Origin of the sequence: Amycolatopsis sp. PS_44_ISF1, assembly GCF_032335455.1 — a bacterium.
Lineage (GTDB): Bacteria > Actinomycetota > Actinomycetes > Mycobacteriales > Pseudonocardiaceae > Amycolatopsis.
This window is the reverse complement of record NZ_JANUXO010000001.1, coordinates 722,792-749,027: the sequence shown is the minus strand read 5'-3', so window position 1 is coordinate 749,027 and position 26,236 is coordinate 722,792. Positions and strand designations below refer to the sequence as shown.

The window sequence follows — 26,236 nt, the reverse complement described above, 5'->3', positions numbered from 1 at the left end:
CGGAACCGGCCGAGCCCCGCACAAGTACCCTTGGCCAGCGTGAACACCGCCGCCCCCGCCGCTCCGCCCCGCCTCGCCGAGTACACGACGCTGCGGCTCGGCGGCCCCGCCCGCCGGTTCGTGCGGGCCGAAACCGGCGAAGACCTCGTCGCCGCCGTCCGGGCGGCCGATGCCGCCGGAGAGCCGGTGCTGCTGCTCGGCGGCGGCTCGAACCTGGTCGTGGCCGACGAGGGTTTCGCGGGCACGCTCGTGCAGGTCGCGAACACCGGCTGGACCCGTGACGGCGACGTGGTCGAGGTGGCGGCCGGGCAGGGCTGGGACGAGTTCGTGGCCGGGCTGGTCGGCGCGGGTCTCGGCGGGCTCGAATGCCTGTCCGGCATCCCCGGCTCGGTCGGCGCGACCCCGATCCAGAACGTCGGTGCGTACGGCTGCGAGGTGGCCGAATCCCTCGTCTCGCTGGAGCTCTACGACCGCGCCGCGCGCGAGGTCCGCACGGTCGAAGCCGGCGAGCTGGGCTTCGCCTACCGCACCAGCGTGCTGAAGGGCACCGACGCCGGCGTGGTGCTGAGCGTCCGGTTCCGGGTCGACCCCGAGGGCCGCTCCGCGCCCGTCCGCTACGCCGAGCTGGCCCGCACCCTGGGGGTCGAGATCGGGGCGAAGGTCCCCGCCGCAACCGCGCGGGAGACCGTCCTCGGCTTGCGCCGGGGCAAGGGCATGGTGCTCGACCCGGCCGACCACGACACCTGGAGCGCGGGCTCGTTCTTCACCAATCCGATCGTGGCGTCCGCGGACGTCGAGGCGGTGCTGGCGCGCATCGGCGAAGCGGTGGGTGCGGACGTCGCGATTCCGCAGTACCCGGCCGAAGGGGGCGCCAAGCTGTCCGCCGCCTGGTTGATCGAGCGCGCGGGCTTCGGGAAGGGCCACCCCGGACCGGGCGGGCGCGTTTCGCTGTCGACCAAGCACACGCTCGCCCTCACGAACCGCGGCGGCGCCACGACAGCCGATCTGCTCGCCCTGGCCGGCGAAGTCCGAGACGGCGTCGAGGCGCGCTTCGGCGTCACGTTGCACCCCGAACCGCTGTTGATCGGCTGCTCGCTTTGACCCGGTTGCTGCTCGAGGACAGTCAAATGCGACCTGAACGACAACCCGGCCAGACGCCAAAGCGTCTTGTCGACAAGGCCAAAGCGGGTGAAGTTCCCGCCTGCGAGTAACGTCGAATCGCTCCCCGGCGCTGATCAGCGTGGAAGCATCGGCCGGGGCGGGGGTAACGGGAGGTTTCACGGTGATCGAACGGCGCTCGGTGTTCAAGGCGGCGCTCGCGGCGGGGGCGGCGGCCTTGGTCGCGGCGTGCTCGGGCAGCAACGACGGCACCGCGCTGCCCCAGGGCGGCAGCGGTGAGGACGGGGGCGAGCCGGTCGCGCCGGTGGCGAAGATCACCGCCACCCCGGCCGTCGACGCCAAGGACGCGAACGTGCGCGAGCCGGTGGTGGTCAAGGTGACCGAAGGCAAGCTCACCGAGGTGGCGGTGACCAACCCCGAGGGCGAGGCCGTCAAGGGCGACCTGGCCGCGGACGGGCTCAGCTGGACCAGCTCCGAGCAGCTCGGGTACGGCAAGACCTACACCTACGCGGCCAAGGCGACCGGCACCGACAACCGCCCGGCCGAGCTCAAGGGCTCGTTCCAGACCATCGCGCCGGCCAAGAAGCTGCGCGCCACGCTGAACCCGGCGGACAACGCGCACGTCGGCGTCGCGATGCCGATCAGCGTGAAGTTCCCGGACGGGCCGCCGAAGGACCGGGCGGCCGTCGAAAAGGCGCTGAAGGTGACCACGGACTCCGACGTCGAGGGCTCCTGGGGCTGGATCTCGGCCTCGCAGGTCGACTGGCGGCCCAAGGAGTACTGGCCGGAGAACACCACGGTCAGCGTCGAGGCCAACCTCTACGGCGTCGACCTCGGCAACGGGGCCTACGGCCGGTCCGACGTCACCACGAAGTTCAAGATCGGCCGCAACCAGGTGGTCAAGGTCAACACCCCGGACCACGTGATGAAGGTCTACCGCGGCGGCTCCGAGCACAAGAGCTACCCGTGCAGCAACGGCCTGGACAGCGACGTGGACCGCAACACCCCGAACGGCACCTTCATCGTGATGTCGAAGGAGCCGACCGCGCGGTTCGACAACGCGCGCTACGGCTACACCAACGTCAACAAGAAGTGGGCCTGCCGGATCTCCAACCACGGCGAGTACATCCACGAGAACCAGGACAACGCCGCGGCCATCGGCAAGACCAACAACTCCCACGGCTGCGTCAACCTGCTCGACGCGGACGCCAAGGACTTCTACGACTCGGCCCTGGTCGGCGACCCGGTGGAGGTCACCGGCTCGCGGCTGCCGAGCCCGACCAGCTCCGACGTCAAAGACTGGTTCTACGACTGGCCCACCTGGAAGGGTTTGTCTGCTAACAAGTAAGGCGTGAACACCGAAGTCGTCGGCACCAGCGGGGTGCGCATCGCGCTGCGCGTCGAAGGTGCCCAGAACTCGCGCCCGCTGGTCTTCGTGCACGGCTGGGCGCAGTCGTCCCGGTCCTGGGCCGCGCAGTTCGCGGACCCGGCGCTGACCGAGCGGTTCCGCCTGGTCGCGATGGACCTGCGAGGCCATGGCGCGTCCGACGTGCCGTCCGCGGGCTACGACGACCCGCGCCAGTGGGCCGACGACGTGGCCGCCGTGCTCGACTTCGCCGGTCCCGGTGCGATCCTGGTCGGCTGGTCCTACGGCGGACTGGTGCTCACCGACTACCTGCGGGTGCACGGTTCCGCCCGGCTGAGCGGGATCGTGCTGACCGGCGCGATCACGGAGATCGGCCGCGGCCGGCCGGGCGGGCGGATCGGCCCCGTGATGCGGGCGGCCCTGCCCGCCGCGCTGTCGGACGACCCCGCGGTGGCCGTGCCCGCGCTGGTCGGGTTCACCCGCGGCCTGGCCGCCGGCCAGGTGCCCGGCACCTACGCCCAAGCCTTGCTCGGCGCCGCGCTGGCCGTGCCGCCCGCCGTGCGCGCCGCCCTGTTCAAGCGGGACGTGGACAGCGCCGCGGTACTCCAAGCGGTGGACAAACCGGCCCTGGTGCTGCACGGAACGGCCGATGGCGTGGTGGACCCTTCGGCGGCGGACTACGCGGCCGGGAAGATTCCGGGGGCGGTTCAGCGTTGGTTCGTTGACGCCGGGCATCTGCCGTTCGTGGAGGACGCGGGGGAGTTCAACTCCGCGCTGCGGCAGTTCGCCGGCGAAACAGGCCAGTAGCCAGCCGTACAGGAAGTAGTGACCAGGTGACCAGCTCCCTGCAGGGACATCGGGGTGCGCCGCGCCGGATCGCGGTGCTGTCGGTGCACACCTCGCCGTTGGAACAGCCCGGGACGGGCGACGCCGGCGGGATGAACGTGTACGTCAGCCAGACCGCCCAGGCGATGGCCCGCCGCGGCGTCGAGGTCGAGGTGTTCACCCGGGCCACCTCCTCCGACCAGCCACCGCTGGCCGAGCTGGCGCCGGGGGTCACCGTGCGGCACGTGCAGGCCGGTCCGTTCGAGCCGCTGAGCCGCGAAGAGCTGCCGGCGCAGTTGTGCGCGTTCACCTCCGGGGTGCTGCGCGCCGAGGCGTTCCACGAGCCGGGTTACTACGACCTGATCCACTCGCACTACTGGCTCTCGGGCCAGGTCGGCTGGCTCGCGCGCGACCGCTGGGGGGTGCCGCTGGTGCACACCGCGCACACGCTGGCCAAGGTCAAGAACGCCGCGCTGGCCGGCGGGGACAAGCCGGAGCCGCGGACCCGCGTGATGGGCGAGGAGCAGGTGGTCGCCGAGGCGGACTGCTTGGTGGCGAACACCCCGGTGGAGGCGCGTGAGCTGGTCGAGCTGTACGGGGCCGCACCGCAGGCGGTGCACGCCGTGCCGCCGGGGGTCGACCTCGAACGGTTCACCCCGGGCTCGCAGTCGCTCGCGCGGACGGCGCTCGGCCTGCCCCAGGACGCCGTGGTGCTGGCGTTCGCCGGCCGGATCCAGCCGCTGAAGGCGCCGGACGTGCTGCTGCACGCGGCGGCCGAGCTGCTGCGCCAACGGCCCGAACTGGCCCCGCGGCTGGTGGTGCTGGTGGTCGGCGGGCCCTCGGGCACCGGGCTGGAGCAGCCGCGGGCCCTGCGTGAGCTGGCCGTCTCGCTCGGCATTCAGGACCAGGTGCGGTTCCTGCCACCGCAGCCGGGGCCGGCGCTGGCGGAGGTCTACCGCGCGGCCGACCTGGTCGCGGTGCCGAGTTACAACGAGTCGTTCGGGCTGGTCGCGCTGGAGGCGCAGGCCTGCGGGACACCGGTGGTGGCGGCCGAGGTCGGCGGGCTGCCGGTGGCCGTGGTGCACGGGGTCTCCGGGCTGCTGGTGCCCTCGCACGGCGCGGTCGAGTGGGCGGACGCGCTGGCCGCGCTCGCACTGCGTCCGGACCGGCGCCGGGAGCTGGCGGCGAACGCGGTCGAGCACGCGCGGCGGTTCTCCTGGAGCCGGACCACGGATTCGCTGCTGGACATCTATGCTCAAGCCACCAGGGCGTTCCGCAGCGCCCTCGAACTGCGCGCGGAGGTGGCGGTGTGAGCCTGGACGCCACGATCAAGTCCACTTTGGACGACGCTGGTCTGCAGTACGACCGGCGCGGCGAGGGCAAGTACTTCGTCACCCTGCCCGGGACCAAGAAGCTGCAGACCAACTGCTGGCTGGTCGAGGGCGACCACGCCTTCTCCGTGGAGGCGTTCGTCTGCCGCCGTCCGGACGAGGAGCACGAGGCGGTCTACCGGTTCCTGTTGCAGCGCAACGCGAGGCTGTACGGCGTGCACTACACAGTGGACTCCATGGGCGACATCTACCTGGTCGGGCGATTCGGCCAGGAGGGGGTGACCGAGGTCGAGCTGGACAAGATCCTCGGCCAGGTGCTGGAGGCCGCCGACGGCGACTTCAACACGATCCTGGAGATCGGCTTCGCCACCTCGATCAAGCGCGAGTGGGACTGGCGGGTCTCGCGCGGCGAGTCGCTGGCGAACCTGCAGGCGTTCAAGCACCTGGTGGAGCCCGCCACCCCGCACGAACCGGGCTTGACCGAGTCGTGACCACCGGCGTGCAACGGCGCTGAACCGCGTCGCCGTCCCCTTCCCGCCGACGGGAGGGAGAGACGGGTGCGCAGCCGATGGAGACGTTCGCTGGCGGTGGCCGGCACCGGGCTGGTGCTGGTGCTCGCGGGGTGCGGTTCGGACGGGGACTCCCCGTCGAGCGCCGGTGGCGGGGTGGCGGCCGATCCGGGCGGGGCCGCGCCGAGCCGAGGTGTGGTCGCTCCTGGAACCGCGAAGGGCGCCGCCGGTCCATCGGTGGCCCGGCCCGGGACCACCGATCGCAAGCTCGCCCGCAGCGCGCGGCTGGACGTGAAGACCCCGAAGCTCGACGACGTCGTCGGGCGAGCGCGCGCGATCGCGGCCGGCGCCGGTGGTTACACGGGGCAGGAAAGCACGGTCGACGCTTCGGCGACGCTGAGCCTCGCGGTACCGGCCGAGAAGCTCGACGGGGTGCTCGACCAGCTCGCCGCCCTGGGGGACGTCACCCGGCGCGAGCTGAGCGCCCAGGACGTCACTTCGCAGGTCGTGGACACCGACGCCCGGCTGGCGACGCAGCGCGCGAGCGTCGAACGGATCCGGGCGTTGCTGGCGAAGGCGGCCTCGATCTCGGAGATCGCCTCCTTGGAGAGTGAGCTGACCGAGCGCGAGGCGACGCTGGACTCACTCGAGCAGCAGAAGAAGGCCCTGGACGGCAGCGTCGCGATGGCGACGGTCGTGCTGTCGGTGAAGGCCGACACCGTTGCCACCGCGGCCGGAGACGGCAACGGCGGGTTCCTCGGTGGGCTGGCCGGCGGCTGGGACGCGTTCGGGGTGTTCTCCGGCGGGCTGCTGACCGGGCTCGGCGCGGTGCTGCCGTTCGTCGTGCTGATCGGGTTGCCGCTCGGGCTGCTCACCGGCTGGCTGCGGAAGCGGCGGCGAACGCGGCTGGGCGGTGGGGCGCCGAAGCCGGCCGAATAGCCGGGCGGCGCCGGCCGGTGGGCCCGGCCGGGAAAGGCGGAGCGGCTCGAGGGAGGGGGGAGTCGCGATCTCGAGCCGCTCCGCTGAAGTTCCCGCCGATGGACCCGGTGACGAGGGGGATGCCAACGGGGCCGGCGGGCCGCGGCTCGGCAGGGGGGGGAGACGAGCCGCGGTCGTGGCCCGCCGTCAGCCGGGGAGTGCGTGGATCCGGCTGGGCGGGACCCGTCAAACCTGTCAGATGTCCACCTGTAATCACAAGACTACTGGTTAGTCCGTTCGAGTGATTTTTGCTCAGCGGGATAACGGAGTGCAGCGCGTTGCACCCGATCGCGCCCTAGTTGACGAGCAGTGTTCTCAACGGGTGACAGTGTTACTCTCGGGTAACATACTCTGGGTAGGGCGCCGCTCAACCGGACGCGCCAACCCGGTCTCCAGCCCGTTCTGGCAGGCTGTGCCCATGGCCGAACTTGGGACGTTGGTGCTGCTGCGTCACGGGCAGAGCACGTGGAACGCGGAAAACCTGTTCACCGGCTGGGTGGACGTGCCGCTTTCGGAGACGGGCGAACGCGAAGCCCGCCAGGGCGGGCAGCTGCTCGCCGAGGCGGGGTTGCTGCCGGACGTCGTCCACACCTCGCTGCTGCGCCGCGCGATCAGCACCTCGAACATCGCGCTGGACGCCGCCGACCGCCACTGGATCCCGGTGAAGCGGGACTGGCGGCTCAACGAGCGCCACTACGGCGCCCTGCAGGGCAAGAACAAGAAGCAGACGCTGGACGAGTTCGGCGAGGAGCAGTTCATGCTCTGGCGCCGCTCGTACGACACCCCGCCGCCGGCGATCGACCCGGCCGACGAATTCAGCCAGGCCGGCGACCCGCGGTACGCCGACCTCGGCGACACGGCCCCGCTGACCGAGTGCCTGAAGGACGTCGTCGCCCGCCTGCTGCCGTACTGGGAGTCGGCGATCGTGCCGGACCTGCGCGCCGGGAAGAACGTGCTGGTCGCCGCGCACGGCAACTCGCTGCGCGCGCTGGTCAAGCACCTCGACGGCATCTCCGACGCCGACATCGCGGCGCTGAACATCCCGACCGGCATCCCGCTGCGCTACGACCTGACCGACGAGCTGAAGCCGGTCAAGCCGGGCGGGCTCTACCTGGACCCGGAAGCGGCCGAGGAGGCCGCCGCGGCGGTCGCCAATCAGGGCCGCTGAGCCGTTTCACGCTCCTCGAGAGGGGTCTTCCCGCCGGAATCGGCCGGACGGCCCCTCTTTCCGGTTCGAGCGGCTACGAGCCGGGCGTCACGGTGTCGAGGCCGGAGACCTTCCAGGCGGTGCCCTGGCGGACCACGGTCAGCCGCGCGGGGATCTGACGCTGCTCCTCACCGCCCTGCTGCTGGGTGTTGACGAGCCCGCCGAGCAGCACCTCCGCCCGGGTGCCGTCGGCACTCAGCGAGGTGACGGCGGCGACGGACTCCGGGTCGAGCGAAGCCTTCGCCCCGCTCTGCTTCATCCCGTCGACGGTGTGCGCGCGAGTCTCGCGGAACTGGGAGAGCAGCGGGTCGGTGGCCACGGACTCGTAGGCGTCGAACACGGAATCGGCTTTCGCGGCGTCGACCGTGAGCAGGACGGCGGCGGCTCGACGCGCCGCCGCGAGCGCCGTGTCGCGCGCCGTCGCCGAGGGGCTCGCCGGGGCCCCGGACGGCTCGGCGTCCGCCCGGGGCGAGACCTGGATCTGGGACAGCAGCCAGTTCCCGTTCGCGCGGGTCGCGGTGAGCAGCATGATCGCGGTGGCGGAGTTCTGCTGCCCGCCCGGCCCGGTGCTCTGCTGCCCGGCCACGACCAGCACCTTCGCGCCGGCGCCGGACAGCTCGAGTACGCCGGAGTCGAGCACCTGGGTCTTCGTCCGCACCGGGCTGGTCTTGACCTGGGCGAAGGTCTGGTCGAATTCGCCTCGCGCCGCGCCGGTGAGGTACTGCTGCTCGTTCTCGGCGACGGCGGCGGCCTGGGCGGAGTCGTAGCTGAAGACCGTCTCGACCGCCTTCTTGACCCCGGCCGCGGCCTCGGTGGTCGCCTGGGTGTCGACGAATGCGAGGTTCGGCTGGGCCGGGCTCGCCGGGGTGACCGGAGCACTGGGCGGCGGGTCCGAGGGGCCGCCGCAACCCACCAGTCCCGGCACCGCGACGGCCACGATTGCCGCCGACCGAGCCACGGCGGTTCTGACTGCGGTGGTCCTGACTGCGGTGGTCCTGACCACGGCGGTCTTGGCCACGGTGGTTCTGGCCAAGCGGGTGCTCGGGTGCGGGCGGAGGCAGCGGCCGCCGGGGGGCTGGGTCATCGCGGGTGCGGCTCCGGATCTTCGAGGTCGGGTCGGACGGGCCCGGCCGGATCGGGTCGAGCCGGTCCGGGTGGTTCGATCCGGTGGGCCAGGCGATTCATCCCAGTGGACCATTCCGTTCGAATCGCTCCGGCACCTGGGCCCTTCCCGCGCACCGACCCCACTCGCACCGGCCCACTCGCACCAGCCCACGCGGACCGGAGCAGCCGGCCGGGTCGGCGGGACGGTCAGAGGAGACCGGCCTCCCGGGCCCGGGCGCCGGCCTGGAAGCGCGAGGTCGCGCCGAGGGCGGCCATCAGCTCGGCCACGCGTCGGCGGTAGGTGCGCAGCCCGACGTTCATCGTCCGGGCCGCTGACTCGTCCGTGCAGCCCGAGGCGAGCAGGTCCAGCAGTTGCGGGGTGAGCTGCCGCAGCTCGGCGTAGCGCAGGTCGTAGACGGCGACGTCCGTGGCGGCGCGCCAGGCCACTTCGAACAGCGAGCTGATGCCGTTGACCAGGTCGGGGCGGCTCAGCACGGTGTAGCTGCGCCCGTCCGGGGTCGTCTCCGCGGCGAGGATGGCGACGCGCTGGTCGAGCAGGATGGTCTCGTTGATCTCCTGCTCGGCGATGCGCACCTGCGCGCCGAGGCGGGTGATCTCACGCAGGTGCGCCGCGCTCGCGGGGTCGAGCAGCACCCGGGGCAGGTAGATCTTGCGCGCCTTGCGGCCGGGGGTGTGGTCGGTCCGCAGCGGGGTCGGGTGGGTGGCCGCCCAGGTGCTCAGATCGTTCGCGGCGCACGAAACTTCCTTGGCTGCGGCGAACAGGTGCTGGACGCGCGCGAGCAGCTCGCGCTCCCCGCGCACCGTCACCACGTCATCGACCTTGGTCACGTCCGCCAGTCTCCGCCATCGGGTGGCCGGGGTCCCACCGAGGGGTGGCAGCTTCCTGCCAAAACGGGCGGCGGCGAAGGTCCGAGGCAACGCTGGAGGCATGACACCGACCGCACTTCCCGCCGCCGCGGCTGGCACCTGGCCGCTCGGCTCCCTGACCGTGAACCGGATCGGCTTCGGCGCGATGCGCCTGCCGGCCGCCGACCCCGGCGGCGCCGTCTCCCGGGACCGCGCCGCTTCCATCGCCGTGCTCCGCCGGGCCGTGGAGCTCGGGGTGAACCACATCGACACCGCCGCGTTCTACTTCAGCCCGCTGCGTTCGGCGAACGAGCTGATCAACAGCGCCCTCGCCCCGTACGGCGACGATCTCGTGCTGACCACGAAGGTCGGCCCGGGCCGCGACCCGTCCGGCGAGTGGGTCCACGCCCGGCCCGACCAGTTGCGCGGGCAGGTCGAGGAAAACCTGCGCCAGCTCGGCCGCGACCACATCGACGTGGTCAACCTCCGGATCGGCGGCGGGCTGGAGCGCGGCACCGGCCCGATCTCCGAGCACTTCGGCGCGCTGTCCGAACTGCGCGACGCCGGGTTGATCCGCGAGCTGGGCATATCCAACGTCGGCCCCGAGCACCTGGCCGAAGCCCAGGCCATCGCGCCGGTGGTCTGCGTGCAGAACCAGTACGGCCTCACCGCGCGCCGCGAGGACGACGAGCTGGTGCGGCTCTGCGGGGCCCACGGCGTGGCCTTCGTGCCGTTCTTCGCCGTGGCCAGCGGGCAGAACGGGGTCGAGGAGCAGGTGGCCAAGGTCGCCGAGCGCCACGGCGCGACCTCGGCGCAGATCCGGCTCGCGTGGACCCTCGCGCAGGGCGAGCACGTGCTCGCCATCCCGGGCACGGGTGACGTCGGGCACCTCGAGCAGAACGTCGCGGCCGGTGCGCTGCGGCTGACCGAGCAGGACCTGGCCGAGCTGACGGTCGGCTGAGCCCGGCGGCGCGGGCGCGGGGGAATCGGCGGCCAATGTCTCGATCGGGTGAACAGGGCCTGACCCCAGGGCGAACATGTCGCCCACAGGTGTCACGAGCCTCACGACGGGGCTTCCGGGACTAGGCCGGAAGGCTACCGGGATGCTTACGATTCCCCCGTGACCACGCCTGTTGCCCTGTTGCTGGTCGTCGGCGCACTCGTCGTCGGCGCGGTCGCCGGATTCCTGGTGGCCCGGGTTCGCGCCCGCCGGGAGGCGGCTCGGCCGACCGGGCCGACCGTCGCCGAACTGCTCGAGCGCCTCATCCGTTCGTCGAACAGCGGCATCCTCGTGCTGAACCGCTTCGGCGACATGGTGCTGCACAACCCCCGCGCCTACGAGCTGGGCCTGGTGCGCGTCAACCAGGCCGATCCGCGGGCCCGCAAGGCCGCCGAGCAGGTGGTCGAGACCGACGAGCCGATGGAGGTCGACCTCTCGCCGCTGGAGAACCGCGGCCGCCGCCAGCCGGAGGCCGTGCTCGGCGAGGTCCGGCCGCTGGGCGACGGGTTCACCGTGGTCGAGGCCGTGGACCACTCCGAGGCGATCCGGCTGGAGGCGGTGCGGCGGGACTTCGTCGCCAACGTCAGCCACGAGCTCAAGACCCCGGTCGGCGCGATCGCGCTGCTGACCGAGGCCGTGCTCGACGCCGCCGAGGACGTCGAGGAGGTGCGCCGCTTCGGCAGCAAGATCCTGCGCGAGTCGACCCGGCTCGGCCAGCTCGTCACCGAGCTGATCGCCCTCTCGCGGCTCCAGGGCGCGGAGCGGCTCCCGGACCTCAACGTCGTCGAAGTCGACGCGGTGGTCCGGGAGGCCCTGGGCCGGACCACGCTGTCGGCCGAATCGGCGGAGATCACCATCACCACCGACCCGAGCAGCGGCCTGCTCTTCGAGGGCGACCGCACGCTGCTGGTCACCGCGTTGTCGAACCTGCTGGAGAACGCGGTCGCGTACTCGCCGGCGGGCAGCCCGGTGTCCATCTCCCGGCGGCTGGCCGACGGGATGGTCGAGATCGCCGTGACCGACCGCGGTATCGGCATCGCCGAGGACGAGCAGCAGCGCGTGTTCGAGCGGTTCTACCGCGCGGACAAGGCACGCTCCCGCGCCACCGGCGGCACCGGACTGGGCCTGGCCATCGTGAAGCACGTGGCGGCCAACCACGGCGGCTCGGTCGGGCTGTGGAGCCGTCAGGGCACCGGTTCGACGTTCACCCTGCGCATCCCCGCGCACGTGGGCCCGGAGCCCGAAGGCGAGCCGCAGCGCAGCGCCACGGGCAAGCCGATCCCGCCGGCCGCGCCCGCGCGGCCGGACAAGAACCCCGAGCGGACACCCCGGCTCGTGGCCACCGGGCAGGAAGTCTCCGGCCCAAACCCAGGAGGAAACCTGTGACGAGGGTTCTCATTGTCGAGGACGAAGAGTCCTTCGCCGACCCGCTCGCCTTCTTGCTCCGCAAGGAGGGATTCACCGCCGCCGTCGCCGGTACCGGCCAGCAGGCGCTGGAGGAGTTCGACCGCAACGGTGCCGACATCGTCCTGCTCGACCTGATGCTGCCCGGGATGAGCGGCACCGACGTCTGCAAGCAGCTGCGCCAGCGCTCCGCGGTCCCGGTGATCATGGTGACCGCCCGCGACAGCGAAATCGACAAGGTCGTGGGCCTGGAGCTCGGCGCCGACGACTACGTGACCAAGCCGTACTCGGCCCGCGAGCTGATCGCCCGCGTCCGCGCCGTCCTCCGCCGCGGCGGCGAGCCCGGCGCCGACGGCGAGCTGGCCCCCCTGGTCCTCTCGGCCGGCCCGGTCCGGATGGACGTGGAACGCCACGTGGTCACCGTGGACGGTGACGAGGTCTCGTTGCCGCTCAAGGAGTTCGACCTGCTGGAGTACCTGCTGCGCAACGTCGGCCGGGTGCTCACCCGCGGCCAGCTCATCGACCGGGTCTGGGGCGCGGACTACGTCGGCGACACGAAGACGCTGGACGTGCACGTGAAGCGGCTGCGCTCGAAGATCGAGCCGGACCCGGGTTCGCCCCGGCACCTGGTCACGGTGCGGGGGCTGGGGTACAAGTTCGAGACCTGAGCGGTGGTTCGCGGGTGTCCACCGCGGCCGGCACCGGCTCGGACACCCACGACCGGACGCGCCGGGCGCGGAGCTGTTTCACGCACCGCGTCAGTCCGGGCACGCTGAGTCGATCCCGGACCGAGTGGTGTTGGTTACAGTTCTGAGACCTGGCTGTGGGACCGGTACGCTGGTTCCTCGTGCGCCTAGGGGTACTCGACGTCGGTTCCAACACCGTCCACTTGCTGGTGGTCGACGCCCATCGGGGCGCCCACCCGACCCCCATGCACTCGGAGAAGACCGTGCTGCGGCTGGCCGAGCAGATCACCCGGTCCGGGGAGCTCGGCCGGACCGGCTCCGACGAGCTGGTCCGGGCCGTCGAATCGGCCAAGGGGGCGGCGCTGCGGCTGGGGTGCGAGGAGGTCATGGCCTTCGCCACCTCGGCCGTGCGCGAGGCCAAGAACTCGGCCAAGGTGCTGACCCGCGTGGCCGACGAGACCGGGGTCGAGCTCAAAGTGCTCTCCGGGGTGGACGAGGCGCGGCTGACCTTCCTCGCCGTGCGGCGGTGGTTCGGGTGGTCGGCCGGTCAGCTGCTGGTGCTCGACATCGGCGGCGGCTCGCTGGAGGTCGCGATGGGGCGCGACGAGGAGCCGGTGCTGGCCGAATCGCTGCCGCTCGGCGCCGGGCGGACCACGCGCACGCGCTTCCAGCACGACCCACCCACCCGGTCCGAAGTGGTGGCGACCTCGGCGTGGCTGGAGGAGCAACTGTCCGCGCTGGCCCGGAAGGTCACCAAGTGGGGTGAACCCGACCGGGTGGTGGCCACCTCCAAGACCTTCCGATCGCTGGCCCGGCTCACCGGCGCCGCCCCCTCGGCGGCCGGGCCCCGGGTCCGCCGTACCCTCACCGACACCGCGTTGCGCCAGCTCATCGCCTTCATCTCCCGGATGCCCTCGGCCGAGCTGGCGCACCTCGAGGGGGTGAGCGCGAGCCGGTCGCACCAGCTCGTGGCCGGGGCGCTGGTGGCGCAGGCCGCCATGCGGGCCCTGTCGCTGCAGGAACTCGAGATCTGCCCGTGGGCGCTGCGAGAGGGTGTCATCCTGCGGCGGCTGGACCATTCCACCGGTGCGGACGACACTGGGACCGCCCTCACCGGTGTTTCGGCGAACGGGGAGGACCGGTGACAGCAGTGGACTGGACTTCGTTGACGGACAACAGGCACGGTGAAGAGGTGACGGACATGCACAGCACGGTGGTCAGCGCGCGCGGCGCCGTCTGCGTCCGGTCGCAGGCACGTGTCGCAGGCAACCCGGAGCGCGCTTTGGACAGCACGGTATGACGGACCAGACCGGCGGCGACCAGCCCCAGAAGACCGTGGCCGAACTGCTCGCCCAGCACGGGCAGCAGGTCGACGGCGGGCGACGGCGCAGGCGCCGGGCCGCGGACGACGAAGAAGTTCCCGAGACGGCCCCCCCGGCCGGCTCCCGGCGCGCCCCGGGCGTCAGCGACACCGCGCCCCAGGCGATCATCGACCGGGTGGCCTCGGACGGGGGCACTCCGCCCCCGCCCTCGCGGGCTCCCGGCAGCCGTCGCCGACCGGAGGGCCCGCCGCCCTCTTCGCGCGCCGTCCCGCCGGAGCCGGGGCCGCCGGTGCGGCCTTCGGCGCCCCCGCCCGGCCGTCCGGGGAACGGCCAGCCGGACTCCGCGTTCGTGCGCCCGCCGGCGCCGCCGCAGGAGTCGGGTCAGTTCGTGCGTCCGCCCGCTCCGTCACCGGAGTCGGGCCAGTTCGCCCGCCCGCCCGCGCCGCCGCAGGAATCCGGCCAGTTCGCCCGGCCCCCGCAGGAGTCGGGCCAGTTCGTGCGCCCGCCCGCGCCGCCGCAGGAGTCGGGGCAGTTCGCCCGGCCCCCGCAGGAGTCCGCGCCGCTGCCGGTGCCGCCGCGTGGCCGGGGCCCGCGTCAGCCGCCGCCGGGGCCGCCGCCCGCCGCGCCGCCGCAGGCCCCGCCGCCGCTGGTCGCCGACGAGACCCGTGAGCAGGTCCAGCCGATTCGCCGCCGTCCCGGCCCGCCGCCGTCCGCACCGCCGAACGGCTCGCTGGCCTCCCGGCTCGACGGGCTCGACGGCACTCCCGACGCCGAGATCCCCGATCTGCCCCCGGTGCCCGGCACGATGGCCAGCGGGGCCTTCCCGGCCGGCGCGCCGCAGCGTCCGCGCCGGGCTCCGGCCCGCCGTCCGGCGCCGAAGCAGGAGCCGCACACCGAGCAGTTCGACGCGGTGGCCAACCGGCTCGAGTCCGAGCCGCCCGCCGCCGCGCCCCAGGGTGGGCCCGCGGCGCCGCCGCCCGCCGGACTGGCCGGCTGGCGCAAGCGCCGTGAGGCCGAGCAGCTCGAGGACACCGAGATCGGCGTCATGCCGGCGGTCCCCGGCGAAGGCGGCCCGCGCGACGGTTACGCCGATGACGACTACGCCGACGAGGACTACGTCGACGACGATTACGCCGACGACGGCTACCCGGCCGAGGACAACGGCTACGCGCCGGCCGGAGACTACGACGCCGGCCCGCCGACCTCGGGTTATCCGCCGCCGATGCCGTTCGCGCCCGGCCACAAGGACGACCACCCGGCCGACGACGACCTGTCCGAGTACGAGCGCGAGTTCGAGCGGCCCGGCTACGCCGACGGCCCGGACTTCGAACGGGACGACTACGGCTACGAGCAGGCCGCCGAGTACGAGGACGACTACGAAGACGAGGAAGCCGCCGCCGAAGCGCCCGCGGAGGAGCCGGTCCCGGCCGGTTCGGCGGGCAAGCAGTGGCTCACCCTCGCCGGCCAGCTCGCGCTGGGCGTGGTCGGCGGCGCCGGGGTCTGGCTCGGCTTCAACTGGCTGTGGAGCAACCTCGCCCCGGCCGCCCTCGTGGGCGCCCTGCTGGTGATCGTGGTGCTGGTCTGGGTGGTGCGGAAGATCCGCCGCGCCGAGGACCTGCAGACCACGGTGCTGGCGGTGCTGGTCGGACTGGTGGTGACGGTGTCCCCGGCGGCGCTGCTGCTCGTCGCCCACTGACCGGCCGCCCCGCCGGACGGGAACGGGCCCGCCGGGAGGACACCGCCCCGGCGGGCACGGCAGGATGGGCGGTGTGAGCGCAGCCGAGGAGCCCGTGCCGGTGGGGTTGAGCACCGCTTCGGTGTGGCCGTTGCGAGCCGGGGCGGGCTTCGAGCTCGCCGCCGAACTCGGGTACGACGGCGTCGAGGTGATGGTGTGGGCCGACCCGGTCAGCCAGGACGTCCCCGAGGTGCGGCGGTGGTCGCGCCGGACCGGGATGCCCGTGCTCTCCGTGCACTCCCCGTCGCTGCTGATCACCCAGCGGGTGTGGTCGCCGGACCCGGCGGTGCGGCTGCGGAGGTCGGTGGAGGCCGCCGTGGAGCTCGGGGCGCGCACGGTGGTGGTGCACCCGCCGTACCGGTGGCAGCGGCGCTACGGTGACGCGTTCGGCGACCTGGTGGGCGAGCTGGAGGACACCAGCGGGGTCGAGATCGCCGTGGAGAACATGTTCAAGGTGCGCCCGCCCGTGGGTCCGAAGAGCGCGCGGGTCTCGGCCTTCCGGTCCTCGATCGACCCGACCGACGTCGGCTTCCGGCACTACACCCTCGACCTCTCCCACACCGCCGCCGCGGGCATGGACGCGCTGGCGCTGGCCGAACGGATGGGCGCGGGGCTCAGCCACGTCCACCTCGCCGACGGCACCGGCCTGCCCAAGGACGAGCACCTGATCCCCGGCCGCGGCGGCCAGCCCTGCGCGGAACTGGTGGAACGGCTGGTCAGCACCGGTTTCACCGGGCAGGTCGTGCTCGAGGTCAACACCCGGCACGTCACCGCGGAGGCCGAACGGGCCCGCTCGCTCGCCGAGGCCCTGCTGTTTGCCCGTCTGCACCTCGGGCAGTGACCGGGCCGTCCCCCCTTGATCGGCTGTCCGGGCGGACAACTCGCCGAGAGCATGCTCGACCAGGCGGCGGACACGTAAAGTGCCGACCGTGAACTCGTTGCGATCGTTGAACTTCGTCATTGCCGGAACCGGCGGGCCGGGCCCCGCGAACGGGCCCGCAGTGGCCGGCCGTCCGTGAGCGGGGCCGAAGACACCACGACCGCGTTCGAGGCCGCCACGGCGGTCCGCTCACTCGGTGACGGCACCTTCACCGCGACGCTGCGCGCGGACTGGTCGATCGCGGGCCACCCCCACGGCGGCTTCCTCGTCGGGCTGCTGGCCAAGACCGCCGCGGCCGTTCTGCACGAGCGGGACGAGGCCACCGCGGAGCCCCTGGCGGTGAGCGTCGAGTTCCTGCACGCGCCCGCGCTGGGGCCGGTGCTGCTGCGCACCGAGGTCCGCAAGGTCGGCCGCCGCGCGACGGTGGTCGCGGTCCGCCTGGAGCAGCGGGGCCGCAGTTGCGTGGAGGCGCGCGTGACCACCGGGCGGCTGCCCATGCGGCGCGCGGAGTGGTCCGACCTGCCGCCGCTGCCCGCCGAACCGCCCGCCGGTGCGTTGCCGCTGACCGCGGAGACCTCGGAGGGCCGGTTCCACCTGTCCAAGGTCTGCGAGGTCCGGATCGACCCGGCGACGGCGGGCTACCTGGCCGGGCGCGCCGGCGACCCGCCGCGGATGCGCCTGTGGGCCCGGCCGCGCGAGGGGGTGACCGACGTCTACTTCGCCCTGCTGGCCGGTGACATCAACCCGCCGGTGGTGGCGAACCTCGGCCGGCTGGGCTGGGCGCCGACGGTGCAGCTCACCGCGCTGGTGCGCACGCGCCCGGCGCCGGGCTGGCTGCGGGTGCTGGTCGAGTCCCGCTCGGTGCACGAGGCCTGGTTCGACTCCGACGCCACGGTCGTCGACGCGCAGGGCCGGCTGGTGACCCAGACCCGTCAGCTCGCCCTCGCCCCGGCCCCGGGGCCCTGACCGCGGTTTGGCACGCTGGCGCCATGACTGTGATCGCGGTGCTGGGAGCCGGAAAGATCGGGGAGGCCCTGCTGTCGGGGCTGCTGAACGGGGGCCACGCGCCCGGGGACCTGCTCTTCACGGAGCGTTACCCGGCGCGGGCCGAGGAGCTCACGCAGCGGTACCCGGGAATGCGGTCGGTCACCGTCGCCGAGGCCGCCGAGCGGGCCGACGTGCTGGTGGTCGCGGTCAAACCGCAGGACATCGACCCGGTGCTGGACGTGCTGGCGCCGCTGCTCGGATCGTCTTCCCTGGTGGTCTCGCTGTGCGCGGGACTGCCGACCTCGCTGTACGAGCGGCGCCTGGCCGAGGGCGTGCCGGTGGTCCGGGTCATGCCGAACACGCCGATGCTGGTCGGCGAGGCCATGAGCGCGATCTCGGCCGGGCGGCACGCCACGGGCCGGCACCTGGCCGCGGTCGAGGAGCTGCTCGCCCACGTCGGCGAGGTCGTCGAGGTGCCCGAAGGCCAGCAGGACGCCGTCACGGCGCTGTCCGGCTCCGGTCCGGCGTATTTCTTCTTCCTGGTCGAGGCCATGATCGACGCCGGCATCCTGCTCGGCCTGCCGCGGGTGCTGGCGGGCCGGCTGATCATCCAGTCGGCCGTCGGGGCGGCCAAGATGCTGGCCGAGTCCGACGAGCACCCGGCGCTGCTGCGCGAGGCCGTCACCTCGCCGGCCGGCACGACCATCAACGCCATCCGCGAGCTGGAGAAGCACGGTGTCCGCGCCGCCCTGCTCGACGCGATCGAGGCGGCCCGGGACCGGTCCCAGGAGCTGGGCCGGGCGCACGACGAGCACTGACCCCGCGGCGGGCCCGATCCCCGGCCCGTTTCGCCGAAAAGCCCTTATCGGGCAAACGACCCGTTAAGCCCACCCGGAGTGGGCTTAACGGGCCTGGTGAGAGCCCATCCCGGTGACACGCGTCGCACTGGTCCCACCTGTCCCGCTACTCTCATGAAGAGCACGTGCGTGTCGATACCACAGGTGGGGAAGCCTCGTGGCGCGACACGTGTCAAAGGACGCGGTAAACATGTCGCCGAACAAGAAGGAGGATTTGCCCGCAGTCGGGCAGGTCCAGTTTTTGACCGTCGCCGAGGTGGCCACGCTGATGCGGGTCTCGAAGATGACCGTCTACCGGTTGGTGCACTCGGGTGAGCTGCCCGCCGTGCGCGTCGGGAAGTCGTTCCGGGTGCCCGAGAAGGCAGTGCACGAGTACCTGCAGGGTGCCTATTTCGACGTGGGCTGATCGGTCGCCGGGCCGGGGCTAGCCATGCCCGCCGACCGACCCGCGTCAGCACGCGGGTAACCTGGAAGACCGCTCGTGCCTGTGCGCTCCACCCGTTGGACGCTGCGCCGGGCAGCGTGACCGACGACGACCTAAGGAGCGCCCATGGGCTCTGTGATCAAGAAGCGCCGCAAGCGCATGTCCAAGAAGAAGCACCGCAAGCTGCTTCGCCGCACGCGAGTGCAGCGTCGCAAGGCCGGCAAGTGAGCCTCGCGCTCTCCTGAACCGACGTGGCCCGTCCAGTCCCTGGACGGGCCGCGTCCGTTTTTCACCGCGTCTTTCCTCCGTCCGAGTGAGGCGTTCGCCCCATTCCGGGCGTTCGGCGTTAACAGCAGGTAAGACCTGGTCAGGGTGCCCCTCGGGGCCGGTAGCATGGTCGGTGCGTCCGCGCGGTGCCTCCAGTGAGTGCGGGTTCACGCGTCCCGCTCCCACCACCCAGCCGCCCCTCCAGGGAGTCTCATGCCGTCGAACATCGTGCTGGTCACCGGGGTCGCCGGCGAGCTGGGCGGAAAGCTGCTCGCCCGGCTCGGCAACAACCCCGAGTTCGAGCGGGTGATCGGCGTGGACACCGCCCCGCCGGCCAAAGCGGTGCTGCAGCGCATGGGGCGCGCCGAGTTCGTCCGCACCGACATCCGGAACCCGTTGATCGCCAAGGTGATCAGCAGCGCCGAGGTGGACACCGTGGTGCACACCTCGTGCACCGCGCACCCGGCCGGGCCGAGCCGTCGCGCGGCGGTCAAGGAAGTCAACGTCATCGGCACCATGCGGCTGCTGGCCGCGTGCCAGCGCTCGCCGCTGGTGCGCAAGCTGGTGGTCAAGTCCACGGCCGCGGTCTACGGCGCCGGGGCGCGTTCGCAGGCGGTGTTCACCGAGGACTCGGAGCTGATCCCGGCGTCGTCCAGCGGGTACGCGAAGGACGCCGTGGAGATGGAGGGCTACGTGCGCGGCCTGGCCCGGCGCCGTCCCGACATCACGATCACGCTCTGCCGGTTCGCGAACATCATCGGGCCCGAGGTGGACACCGTGCTCTCGCGCTACTTCGCGCTGCCGGTGATCCCCACCGTCTTCGGCTACGACGCGCGGCTGCAACTGGCGCACGCTTCGGACGCGTTGTCGGTGCTGGAGCTCTCGACCCTGGAGGACCACCCCGGCGTGTTCAACGTGGCCTCGGACGGGGTGCTCACGCTGTCGCAGGCGATCCGCCGGGCGGGCCGGATCGGGCTGCCCATGCCGAGCGCCGTGGTGCCGTCGGTGGGCAAGGTGCTGCGCGGGGCGCGGGTGGTCGACTTCTCGGCCGACCAGGTCCGGCTGCTGAACTTCGGCCGGGTCGTGGACATCACGAAGCTCAAGAAGGAGTTCGGCTACACGCCGCGCTGGACCAGCCGCGAAGCGTTCGACGACTACGTCGCGGGCCGGGGCCTGCGCCCGGTGCTCGACGGCGGACGGCTCGCCGGTCTGGCCGGCAAGGTGCTCGTGGCCGCGGCGACCGGGCAGGCGGGCCGATGAGCCGCGCGAGAGCGGAAAGTGAGGCGCACCCCGTGAACGGTGCCGAGGCCCAGGTGATCCCCCTGCACGCTCCGGGCCGGGAGAAACCGGTCGAGGAGCGTCCAGCAGCAGCAGCGGTTCCGGCTCCGGAGCGCCGCGCCGAAGCCCCCGTGGTGGCGTTCCCGGCGGCCTCTGCGTCGGTGGCCGCGCCGGAGGAGCCGCTGCCGGAAGCGGTGCTGAGCGCGTTGCGGTTCCTGCGCCACCGGCTGACCGGCGACTACCGCGTGGACGAGTTCGGTTTCGACGCCGAGCTGACCGACACCCTGGTGCTGCCGCCGCTGCGAGCGCTGTACGAGAAGTGGTTCCGGGTCGACACGTTCGGCGTGGAGAACCTGCCGAAGACCGGCGGCGCGCTGCTGGTGTCGAACCACTCCGGCACCTTGCCCCTCGACGCGCTGATGACCGCTGTCGCCGTGCACGCCGAAACCGGTGGCCGCCACCTGCGCGGGCTGGGCGCCGATCTGGTGTTCAAGCTGCCGCTGGTGGGTTCCTTCGCGCGCAAGGCGGGCCAGACCCTGGCCTGCAACGCCGACGCCGAGCGCCTGTTGACCGGCGGCGAGCTGGTGGGGGTGTGGCCGGAGGGGTTCAAGGGCGTCGGAAAGCCGTTCTCCGCCCGCTACAAGCTGCAGCGCTTCGGCCGTGGCGGCTTCGTCTCCGCCGCGATGCGCACCGGCGTGCCGATCATCCCGGTGTCGGTGGTGGGCGCGGAGGAGACCTACCCGAAGCTGGGCGACCTCCGCCTCCTCGCCCGGCTGCTCGGGCTGCCGTACTTCCCGGTGACCCCGTTCTTCCCCCTGCTGGGCCCGCTCGGCGCCGTCCCGCTGCCGACGAAGTGGGCCATGGAGTTCGGCGAGCCCATCCCCACCGACGAGTACGGGCCGGACGCGGTGGACGACCCGATGCTGGTCTTCACGGTCACCGACCAGGTGCGGGAGTCGATCCAGCAGACGTTGTACCGGCGGCTTTCGCAGCGCAAGAGCGTTTTCCGGGGCTGAGCGGCCGAGCTCGCCGATCGACCGCGCCGGCGGCGCTCAGCGCCGCCGGTAGGCCATCCCCGCCGCCACCGCGCCCGCCAGCGCCCCGGCGCCCAGCACCGACGGGACGCCGATCTTCGCGGCCTTGCGACCGGTGCGGAAGTCGCGGATCTCCCAGCCACGGGCGCGGGCGACGTCGCGGAGTCCGCTGTCCGGGTTGACCGCCACGGCCGTACCGACGACCGACAGCATCGGGACGTCGTTCTGCGAGTCCGAGTACGCCGAGCAGCGCCTGAGGTTCAGGCCCTCGCGCGAGGCGAGCGCGCGGACGGCGTGGGCCTTCGCCCGGCCGTGCAGCAGATCGCCGACCAGGCGGCCGGTGTACACGCCGTCCTTGGACTCGGCGACGGTGCCCAGCGCCCCGGTCAGGCCCAGGCGGCGGGAGATGATCGCCGCCAGTTCGATCGGGGTGGCGGTGACCAGCCAGACGCGCTGGCCGGCGTCGATGTGCATCTGGGCCAGCGCGCGGGTGCCGGACCAAATCTTGTCCGCCATCAGCTCGTCGTAGATCTCCTCGCTGATGGCGGTCAGCTCCTCCACCGTGCGGCCGGCCACAAAGGACAGTGCCCGCTCGCGGTGGGACTTGATGTCCTCCTTGTTCTCCCGCCCGCCGAGGCGGAACTTCACCTGCTGCCAGACGAAGCCGGCCAGATCGGAGGAGGTGAAGAACTTGCGGGCGGCCAGTCCGCGCGCGAAGTAGAAGATCGAGGCGCCCATCATCATCGTGTTGTCCACGTCGAAGAAGGCGGCCGCGGTGAGGTCCGGCGGGGCGGGCGGCACCACCGGGCGGGAGTTCGCCGTGGTGGTGGCGGCCTCGGCCGAAGCCTCGCCCGCCAGCGTGGCGAGCCGTTCGAGCTCCTGACTCTTGTCCTTGCCACGCCAAGCTGACACGCACACCGCCTCCACGTTCGCCCGCACGCCCCGGCGGCCGGAAGTGGCCGGGTCCTGTGCACAGGGTAGCGACCGGGGGACTCACCCGGTCGAGGTGTGGCGAGGCCCTCGGTCAGGGGTTGACCGAGCGGGGGCTCAGCCGATCACGATCGGCGGCAGGCCCGGCAGCAGCGGCGGCAACGACAGCAGCGGCGGGGGCGATGACGTCGGCGTTGGCAGTCTCGGTGAGGTCGGTGTGATCGGGGTCGGGATCGGCGGGGCGAACACCTGCGGTGGCGCGGTGCCGCCGGTGGGCTTCGGCGTCGGGGCGGTCGGGACGGCCAGGTCCGGGTCGCTCGGCGAAGACGGGCCCGTGGCCGGCGGCGCGGTCTCCGTGGCCGGGGGCGCCACCGGGGAGGGGGCCGGCCCCGGGGTGCTGGCGGCGGACGAGGGCTGCCGGCGGCACTCGCCCCGGGCCGGGAGCAGGCCCAGCTCGTCGGAGCGGCCCGTGGTGATCTCGTAGCAGTCGAGCCGTGAACCGAGTGCCGTCGTGCGCTCCTGGACCCGGGTGAGCAGCCCGCGCACGGCGGTCAGGTCCAGCGGGACCCGCGCCTGCTCGGCGGCCAGCCGGCCGGACTGGTCGTGCGCCCACGCCTTCAGCCCCGCGAGCTGCCCGTGGTCGCCGCCGCCGGTGGCGGTCGCGGTGAGCTGGGTGGCACCGGCGCGGACGTCGGCGCCGAAGTCGTCGAGCGCCGTGCGGTACGCGGCGGGGGAGGCGTCGGTCATCCGGCCCAGCTCGGCCACCCGCCCGGCCGCGAACTCCAGGTGCTTCCGGCCCTGGGCCTCTTCGCCGAAGGTGAGGACGAGCGAGGTCGCCTCACCGGCCCGCTTGACCTCGTAGAGCGCGCTGCCCGGCACGGCGTTCTTCGACAGCAGCAGCGTCAGCCCGGCCAGGCCCAGCACCAGCGCGATGCCCGCGGCCACGAGGTCGGGCGCCCGGGGCCGCCACCGGCGCCGGACGACGGGCTGCCCGAGCCGTCCTGCGATCTCCGCGTGGATGCGCTCGCGGGTGGCCGGGTCGGGTGCGCCGGCCCGGCCCAGTTCGCGCAGCACGGCGACCACGGTCAGCTCGTCCGCGAACTCGCCGTCGCGGGCCACCGGGAAGGGTTCGAGCGCGCGGTCGAACCGCTCGACCTCGTTCCGTTCCCGCGAAAACCGCCCGGGCACGCCCACGGTGCTGCTCCGTCTCCCACGCCGGCCGGCCCTGACGCCGGTCTGCGTGGAGAAACGATTAAGAACGGCCGGAAGTTACGCACCGCATCAGGGTGTGAAAGAAGTCAGCGCAGACCGGAGGGCAGGAGCTGGGCCAGACGGCGGACCGCGCGGTGCTGCAGGGCCTTGATCGCGCCTTCGTTGCGGCGCATCACCTTGGCCGTCTCCGCGACCGACAGCCCCTGGAGGAACCGCAGCACGATGCACTCGCGCTGGTCTTCGCCCAGCTCGGCGACGCAGCGCAGCAACTCGGTGCGCGTGGCGCCGGCGATGGCCTGCTGTTCCGGACCGGCCTGGACCGCCGGGCCGACGGTCGCGCCCGCCGTTCCGCCTGGCTCGGTCACCTCGCCGGTCACCACCTCGAGCCGGAACCGGCTGGACTTCACGTGGTCGAGGATCAGGTTGCGGGCGATCGTGACGAACCAGGCCCCCACGTCCCGGCCCTGGTAGCTGACCGAGGTGATCCGCCGCAGCGCCCGCAGGAAGGTCTCGCTGGTCACGTCTTCGGCCAGGTCGCGGTCGCCGAGGCGGAACAGGGCGTAGCGGTACACGACGTCGACGTACCGGTCGTACAACTGGCCGAACGCCGAGGTGTCGCCCTCCTGCGCGGACCGCACGAGCTCCCAGGCTTCGGCCTTGGCCACTTCGGCCGGGTCCGGCCCTTCGGCCGGGCGGGTCAGCGGGACGGCGGGTGGGCGGCCGAACACGCGTTCGGTGAAGGCGGTCACGGGCCCGCGCGCAGCGGTGGTGGGCAACGTCATCGGGCAGCACCTCCGGCGGTTCCGGCGGCCTTCGGCGGACCGGCCGGGTGAGCAGCGCCCCCCGGCCCCGAACGAGCCGGAGCGTGCCGCCTCGCGTGTGCCACGACCCCGTGGACCAGCAAGTTCGTCACGACGACTCCCTCTCTCGCGTCACCCGGCCGTGATCAACGCCACCCGGCGACGCCCTGCAGCATACGTGTAGTTACCGCGAAGTAGGTAGGGGTTCGCCGTCGCCGGAGGTGCGACGATCGCGCCGGGTCCCCATTACGGGTGACAAGATGACGAAAGCGCAACGGGACGAGAGGGGTCCACGGGTGACCAACCAGAACGGGGTCGCGCAGCTGCTCACGCGGGCGGCTGAGCGGTGGGCCGGCGAGACCGCGGTCATCGAGACGGGGACGGGCGCCACGCTCACCTGGCAGCAGCTCGACCAGGCGGCCCACGCACTGGCCCGTCGGCTGGCCGAGGCCGGGGCCGAGCCGGGTGACCGGGTCTCGGTGCGGCTGCCGACGTCGGCGGATTTCGCGGTCGCCCTGTACGCCGTGCTGAGGGCGGGCGCGATCGCCGTGCCGGTCTCCCCGCAGGCCCCGGAACCCGAGTTGCGGCAGTTGCTGGAGCACTGCGGCGCGCGGTTCGTCGTGCGGCGCGACAACGACGACGAACTGCCCGAAGGCGTGACCGGTCTCACTCCGCGCGGTGGCACCGGGGACGGCCCCGTCGGTCCGGAGCGGACGGGCGAGGAAGTCGCCGTCATCTCCTACACCTCCGGGACCACCGGGCCGCCGCGGGGCGTGATGCTTTCGCACCGCGCGCTGCTGGCCAACCTGGAGCAGCTCTCGGCGGTGGAAGGCGTGCCCGTGCACGGCGACCGGGTGCTGGTCACCATCCCGCTCTTCCACGTCTACGGCCTCGGCCCCGGCCTGCTGCAGGCCACGTCGGCCGGCGCCACCCTGGTGCTGTCCGAGCGCTTCGAGCCGCAGCGCACGCTGGACGACTGCGCCGGGCACCGCGTGAGCGCCATCGCCGGCGTGCCCACCATCTACACCGAATTCGCCGCGCTGGGCCCGGACGAGCTCAAGCGCGGGCTCGCCACCGTGCGGCGGATGAGCTCCGGCGCCGCGCCCCTGCACCCGCGGGTGCTGACCGCGATCCGCGAGGCGACCGGGCTCGACGTCTTCGAGGGCTACGGCCTCACCGAGTGCGCGCCCGTGGTCACCTCGACACTGGTCACCGGCTACCCGAAGCCCGGTTCGGTCGGCCGTCCGCTGCCCGGCGTCGAGCTGCGGCTGGTCGACAGCGACGGCACGCCCGCCGACGTCCCGCTCGACCCCGAGGACGCCGCCGACGTGTTCGAGGTGGCCGGTGAGACCGGTCTGGTCTCCATCCGCGGCGCGAACCTGTTCTCCGGTTACTGGCCCGACGGCCACCACGGCCCGGACGAAGCGGGCTGGTTCCGCACCGGTGACGTCGGCTACCTCGACTCCGACGGCGACCTGCACCTGGTCGACCGGGCCAACGACCTGATCATCGTCAACGGCTTCAACGTCTTCCCGCACGAGGTCGAGGAGGTCGTCTCCCTGCTGCCGGAGGTGGCCGAGGTCGCCGTGGTCGGGGTGGTGGACGAGCGCAGCGGTGAGGCGGTGAAGGCCGTGGTCGTGCCGGCGCCGGGGGCTTCGCTGTCCGAGCAGCAGGTGGTGGACCAGTGCTCGGCGCACCTGGCCGGGTACAAGGTGCCGCATGCGGTGGAGTTCGCCGAGGCGCTGCCGCACTCGGCCACCGGGAAGCTGCGGCGGCTCAAGCTGCGCTGAATCCGGCGGACCGCGCGGGGCCTAGACTCCGGTGATGCACCAGGTGACCGTGATGACCCGGGCCGGCTGCCACCTGTGCGAGGTGGCCGAGGCGGACGTCGCGCGGATCTGCGGCGAGCTGGGCGTGGAGTGGGCGGTCGCGGACGTCGACAGCGATCCGGAGTGGCGCGCCGAATACGGCGACCAGGTGCCGGTGATCCTCATCGACGGGGCCGAGCACGGCTACTGGCGGGTCGAGGAGGACCGGTTCCGCCGGGCCCTCGCGGGACCGCGCCGGTAACCAAGCCGTAAGAGTTCTGGGCCACACGGGTGCCGCGACCCGCC

The 26,236-nt window shown here is 72.8% G+C and carries 26 protein-coding genes; 21 read left to right on the top strand and 5 right to left on the bottom strand.

Annotation, left to right across the window (positions count from 1 at the left end; all coding sequences use genetic code 11):
- Nucleotides 1–39: 39 nt before the first annotated feature.
- The 7 genes from NYF13_RS03240 to NYF13_RS03210 all read left to right on the top strand — a co-directional run bounded on the left by NYF13_RS03240 (nt 40) and on the right by NYF13_RS03210 (nt 7,296).
- Nucleotides 40–1,101, top strand: a complete 1,062-nt coding sequence (locus NYF13_RS03240; protein WP_315654029.1) for a UDP-N-acetylmuramate dehydrogenase — start codon at nt 40–42, stop codon at nt 1,099–1,101.
- A 181-nt stretch (nt 1,102–1,282) separates the two neighbouring features.
- A complete protein-coding gene (locus NYF13_RS03235) occupies nt 1,283–2,467 on the top strand; it encodes an Ig-like domain-containing protein (protein ID WP_315654027.1) in 1,185 nt (394 codons plus the stop codon).
- 3 nt (nt 2,468–2,470) lie between these two features.
- Nucleotides 2,471–3,292 (top strand): alpha/beta hydrolase, encoded by an 822-nt coding sequence (locus NYF13_RS03230; RefSeq protein WP_315654025.1) that lies wholly within the window; start codon nt 2,471–2,473, stop codon nt 3,290–3,292.
- A 26-nt stretch (nt 3,293–3,318) separates the two neighbouring features.
- Nucleotides 3,319–4,623 carry a D-inositol-3-phosphate glycosyltransferase gene (gene mshA / locus NYF13_RS03225; protein ID WP_315654023.1) on the top strand — a complete coding sequence of 435 codons (1,305 nt, stop codon included), beginning with the start codon at nt 3,319–3,321 and terminating at the stop codon, nt 4,621–4,623.
- Complete coding sequence (locus NYF13_RS03220) at nt 4,620–5,132, top strand: YbjN domain-containing protein (RefSeq protein WP_315654021.1); 513 nt, start codon at nt 4,620–4,622, stop codon at nt 5,130–5,132. Before mshA ends, NYF13_RS03220 begins: the two co-directional genes overlap by 4 nt.
- A 66-nt stretch (nt 5,133–5,198) precedes the next feature.
- Nucleotides 5,199–6,089, top strand: a complete 891-nt coding sequence (locus tag NYF13_RS03215) for a DUF4349 domain-containing protein (protein WP_315654019.1) — start codon at nt 5,199–5,201, stop codon at nt 6,087–6,089.
- 457 nt (nt 6,090–6,546) lie between these two features.
- On the top strand, nt 6,547–7,296 hold the full coding sequence (locus NYF13_RS03210) for a phosphoglyceromutase (protein ID WP_315654017.1): 750 nt from the start codon (nt 6,547–6,549) through the stop codon (nt 7,294–7,296).
- Between the two features lie 73 nt (nt 7,297–7,369).
- Here the strand turns inward: NYF13_RS03210 and NYF13_RS03205 are convergent, their stop codons facing one another.
- The gene (locus NYF13_RS03205; protein WP_315654016.1) at nt 7,370–8,260 is read right to left on the bottom strand and encodes a hypothetical protein; all 891 of its coding nucleotides are present in this window, start codon (nt 8,258–8,260) and stop codon (nt 7,370–7,372) included.
- Between the two features lie 386 nt (nt 8,261–8,646).
- On the bottom strand, nt 8,647–9,288 hold the full coding sequence (locus NYF13_RS03200; protein WP_315654015.1) for a DNA-binding response regulator: 642 nt from the start codon (nt 9,286–9,288) through the stop codon (nt 8,647–8,649).
- A 100-nt stretch (nt 9,289–9,388) separates the two neighbouring features.
- Between NYF13_RS03200 and NYF13_RS03195 the strand changes: the two genes are divergently transcribed.
- The 12 genes from NYF13_RS03195 to NYF13_RS03140 all read left to right on the top strand — a co-directional run bounded on the left by NYF13_RS03195 (nt 9,389) and on the right by NYF13_RS03140 (nt 21,162).
- Nucleotides 9,389–10,267, top strand: a complete 879-nt coding sequence (locus NYF13_RS03195; protein WP_315654014.1) for an aldo/keto reductase — start codon at nt 9,389–9,391, stop codon at nt 10,265–10,267.
- A 159-nt stretch (nt 10,268–10,426) separates the two neighbouring features.
- Nucleotides 10,427–11,692: an ATP-binding protein gene (locus tag NYF13_RS03190; RefSeq protein WP_315654013.1), complete on the top strand. Its 1,266-nt coding sequence runs from the start codon at nt 10,427–10,429 to the stop codon at nt 11,690–11,692.
- Nucleotides 11,689–12,378, top strand: a complete 690-nt coding sequence (locus NYF13_RS03185; RefSeq protein ID WP_315654012.1) for a response regulator transcription factor — start codon at nt 11,689–11,691, stop codon at nt 12,376–12,378. The genes NYF13_RS03190 and NYF13_RS03185 overlap by 4 nt, the downstream gene beginning before the upstream one ends.
- A 179-nt stretch (nt 12,379–12,557) precedes the next feature.
- Nucleotides 12,558–13,541, top strand: coding sequence for a Ppx/GppA phosphatase family protein (locus NYF13_RS03180; protein WP_315654011.1), 984 nt, complete (start codon nt 12,558–12,560; stop codon nt 13,539–13,541).
- 151 nt (nt 13,542–13,692) lie between these two features.
- On the top strand, nt 13,693–15,414 hold the full coding sequence (locus NYF13_RS03175) for a hypothetical protein (protein WP_315654010.1): 1,722 nt from the start codon (nt 13,693–13,695) through the stop codon (nt 15,412–15,414).
- Between the two features lie 73 nt (nt 15,415–15,487).
- Complete coding sequence (locus NYF13_RS03170) at nt 15,488–16,294, top strand: sugar phosphate isomerase/epimerase family protein (RefSeq protein ID WP_315654008.1); 807 nt, start codon at nt 15,488–15,490, stop codon at nt 16,292–16,294.
- Between the two features lie 174 nt (nt 16,295–16,468).
- Nucleotides 16,469–17,299, top strand: a complete 831-nt coding sequence (locus NYF13_RS03165; RefSeq protein WP_315654006.1) for a thioesterase family protein — start codon at nt 16,469–16,471, stop codon at nt 17,297–17,299.
- 23 nt (nt 17,300–17,322) lie between these two features.
- On the top strand, nt 17,323–18,138 hold the full coding sequence (gene proC / locus NYF13_RS03160; protein WP_315654004.1) for a pyrroline-5-carboxylate reductase: 816 nt from the start codon (nt 17,323–17,325) through the stop codon (nt 18,136–18,138).
- Nucleotides 18,139–18,367: 229 nt separating this feature from the next.
- Nucleotides 18,368–18,583: a helix-turn-helix domain-containing protein gene (locus NYF13_RS03155; protein ID WP_037353555.1), complete on the top strand. Its 216-nt coding sequence runs from the start codon at nt 18,368–18,370 to the stop codon at nt 18,581–18,583.
- A 144-nt stretch (nt 18,584–18,727) separates the two neighbouring features.
- Nucleotides 18,728–18,829 carry a 30S ribosomal protein bS22 gene (locus tag NYF13_RS03150; protein WP_007030867.1) on the top strand — a complete coding sequence of 34 codons (102 nt, stop codon included), beginning with the start codon at nt 18,728–18,730 and terminating at the stop codon, nt 18,827–18,829.
- Between the two features lie 252 nt (nt 18,830–19,081).
- Nucleotides 19,082–20,128, top strand: a complete 1,047-nt coding sequence (locus NYF13_RS03145) for an NAD-dependent epimerase/dehydratase family protein (protein WP_315653999.1) — start codon at nt 19,082–19,084, stop codon at nt 20,126–20,128.
- A complete protein-coding gene (locus NYF13_RS03140; protein ID WP_315653998.1) occupies nt 20,125–21,162 on the top strand; it encodes a lysophospholipid acyltransferase family protein in 1,038 nt (345 codons plus the stop codon). The genes NYF13_RS03145 and NYF13_RS03140 overlap by 4 nt, the downstream gene beginning before the upstream one ends.
- Nucleotides 21,163–21,198: 36 nt before the next feature.
- Here the strand turns inward: NYF13_RS03140 and NYF13_RS03135 are convergent, their stop codons facing one another.
- From NYF13_RS03135 to NYF13_RS03125, 3 genes are all read right to left on the bottom strand, one after another.
- Nucleotides 21,199–22,107, bottom strand: a complete 909-nt coding sequence (locus NYF13_RS03135) for an HAD-IB family hydrolase (RefSeq protein ID WP_315657177.1) — start codon at nt 22,105–22,107, stop codon at nt 21,199–21,201.
- Between the two features lie 120 nt (nt 22,108–22,227).
- On the bottom strand, nt 22,228–23,304 hold the full coding sequence (locus NYF13_RS03130) for a DUF5667 domain-containing protein (protein ID WP_315653997.1): 1,077 nt from the start codon (nt 23,302–23,304) through the stop codon (nt 22,228–22,230).
- Nucleotides 23,305–23,408: 104 nt separating this feature from the next.
- Entirely contained in the window at nt 23,409–24,104 is a 696-nt protein-coding gene (locus NYF13_RS03125; protein ID WP_315653995.1) for a sigma-70 family RNA polymerase sigma factor, read from the bottom strand.
- A gap of 278 nt (nt 24,105–24,382) precedes the next feature.
- Here NYF13_RS03125 and NYF13_RS03120 point away from each other — a divergent pair, with 278 nt between their 5' ends.
- Both NYF13_RS03120 and NYF13_RS03115 read left to right on the top strand, forming a co-directional pair.
- Nucleotides 24,383–25,912, top strand: a complete 1,530-nt coding sequence (locus NYF13_RS03120) for an AMP-binding protein (protein ID WP_315653994.1) — start codon at nt 24,383–24,385, stop codon at nt 25,910–25,912.
- Nucleotides 25,913–25,946: 34 nt separating this feature from the next.
- Nucleotides 25,947–26,192, top strand: a complete 246-nt coding sequence (locus NYF13_RS03115) for a glutaredoxin family protein (protein ID WP_315653993.1) — start codon at nt 25,947–25,949, stop codon at nt 26,190–26,192.
- The last annotated feature ends 44 nt before the right edge of the window (nt 26,193–26,236 follow it).

Coding starts and splice junctions, on each gene's coding strand:
- NYF13_RS03210 (WP_315654017.1), top strand. CDS start 6,547: ATGGCCGAACTTGGGACGTTGGTGCTGCTGCGTCACGGGCAGAGCACG.
- NYF13_RS03195 (WP_315654014.1), top strand. CDS start 9,389: ATGACACCGACCGCACTTCCCGCCGCCGCGGCTGGCACCTGGCCGCTC.
- NYF13_RS03175 (WP_315654010.1), top strand. CDS start 13,693: ATGACGGACCAGACCGGCGGCGACCAGCCCCAGAAGACCGTGGCCGAA.
- proC (WP_315654004.1), top strand. CDS start 17,323: ATGACTGTGATCGCGGTGCTGGGAGCCGGAAAGATCGGGGAGGCCCTG.
- NYF13_RS03155 (WP_037353555.1), top strand. CDS start 18,368: ATGTCGCCGAACAAGAAGGAGGATTTGCCCGCAGTCGGGCAGGTCCAG.
- NYF13_RS03150 (WP_007030867.1), top strand. CDS start 18,728: ATGGGCTCTGTGATCAAGAAGCGCCGCAAGCGCATGTCCAAGAAGAAG.
- NYF13_RS03145 (WP_315653999.1), top strand. CDS start 19,082: ATGCCGTCGAACATCGTGCTGGTCACCGGGGTCGCCGGCGAGCTGGGC.
- NYF13_RS03140 (WP_315653998.1), top strand. CDS start 20,125: ATGAGCCGCGCGAGAGCGGAAAGTGAGGCGCACCCCGTGAACGGTGCC.
- NYF13_RS03125 (WP_315653995.1), bottom strand. CDS start 24,104: ATGACGTTGCCCACCACCGCTGCGCGCGGGCCCGTGACCGCCTTCACC.
- NYF13_RS03120 (WP_315653994.1), top strand. CDS start 24,383: ATGACGAAAGCGCAACGGGACGAGAGGGGTCCACGGGTGACCAACCAG.
- NYF13_RS03115 (WP_315653993.1), top strand. CDS start 25,947: ATGCACCAGGTGACCGTGATGACCCGGGCCGGCTGCCACCTGTGCGAG.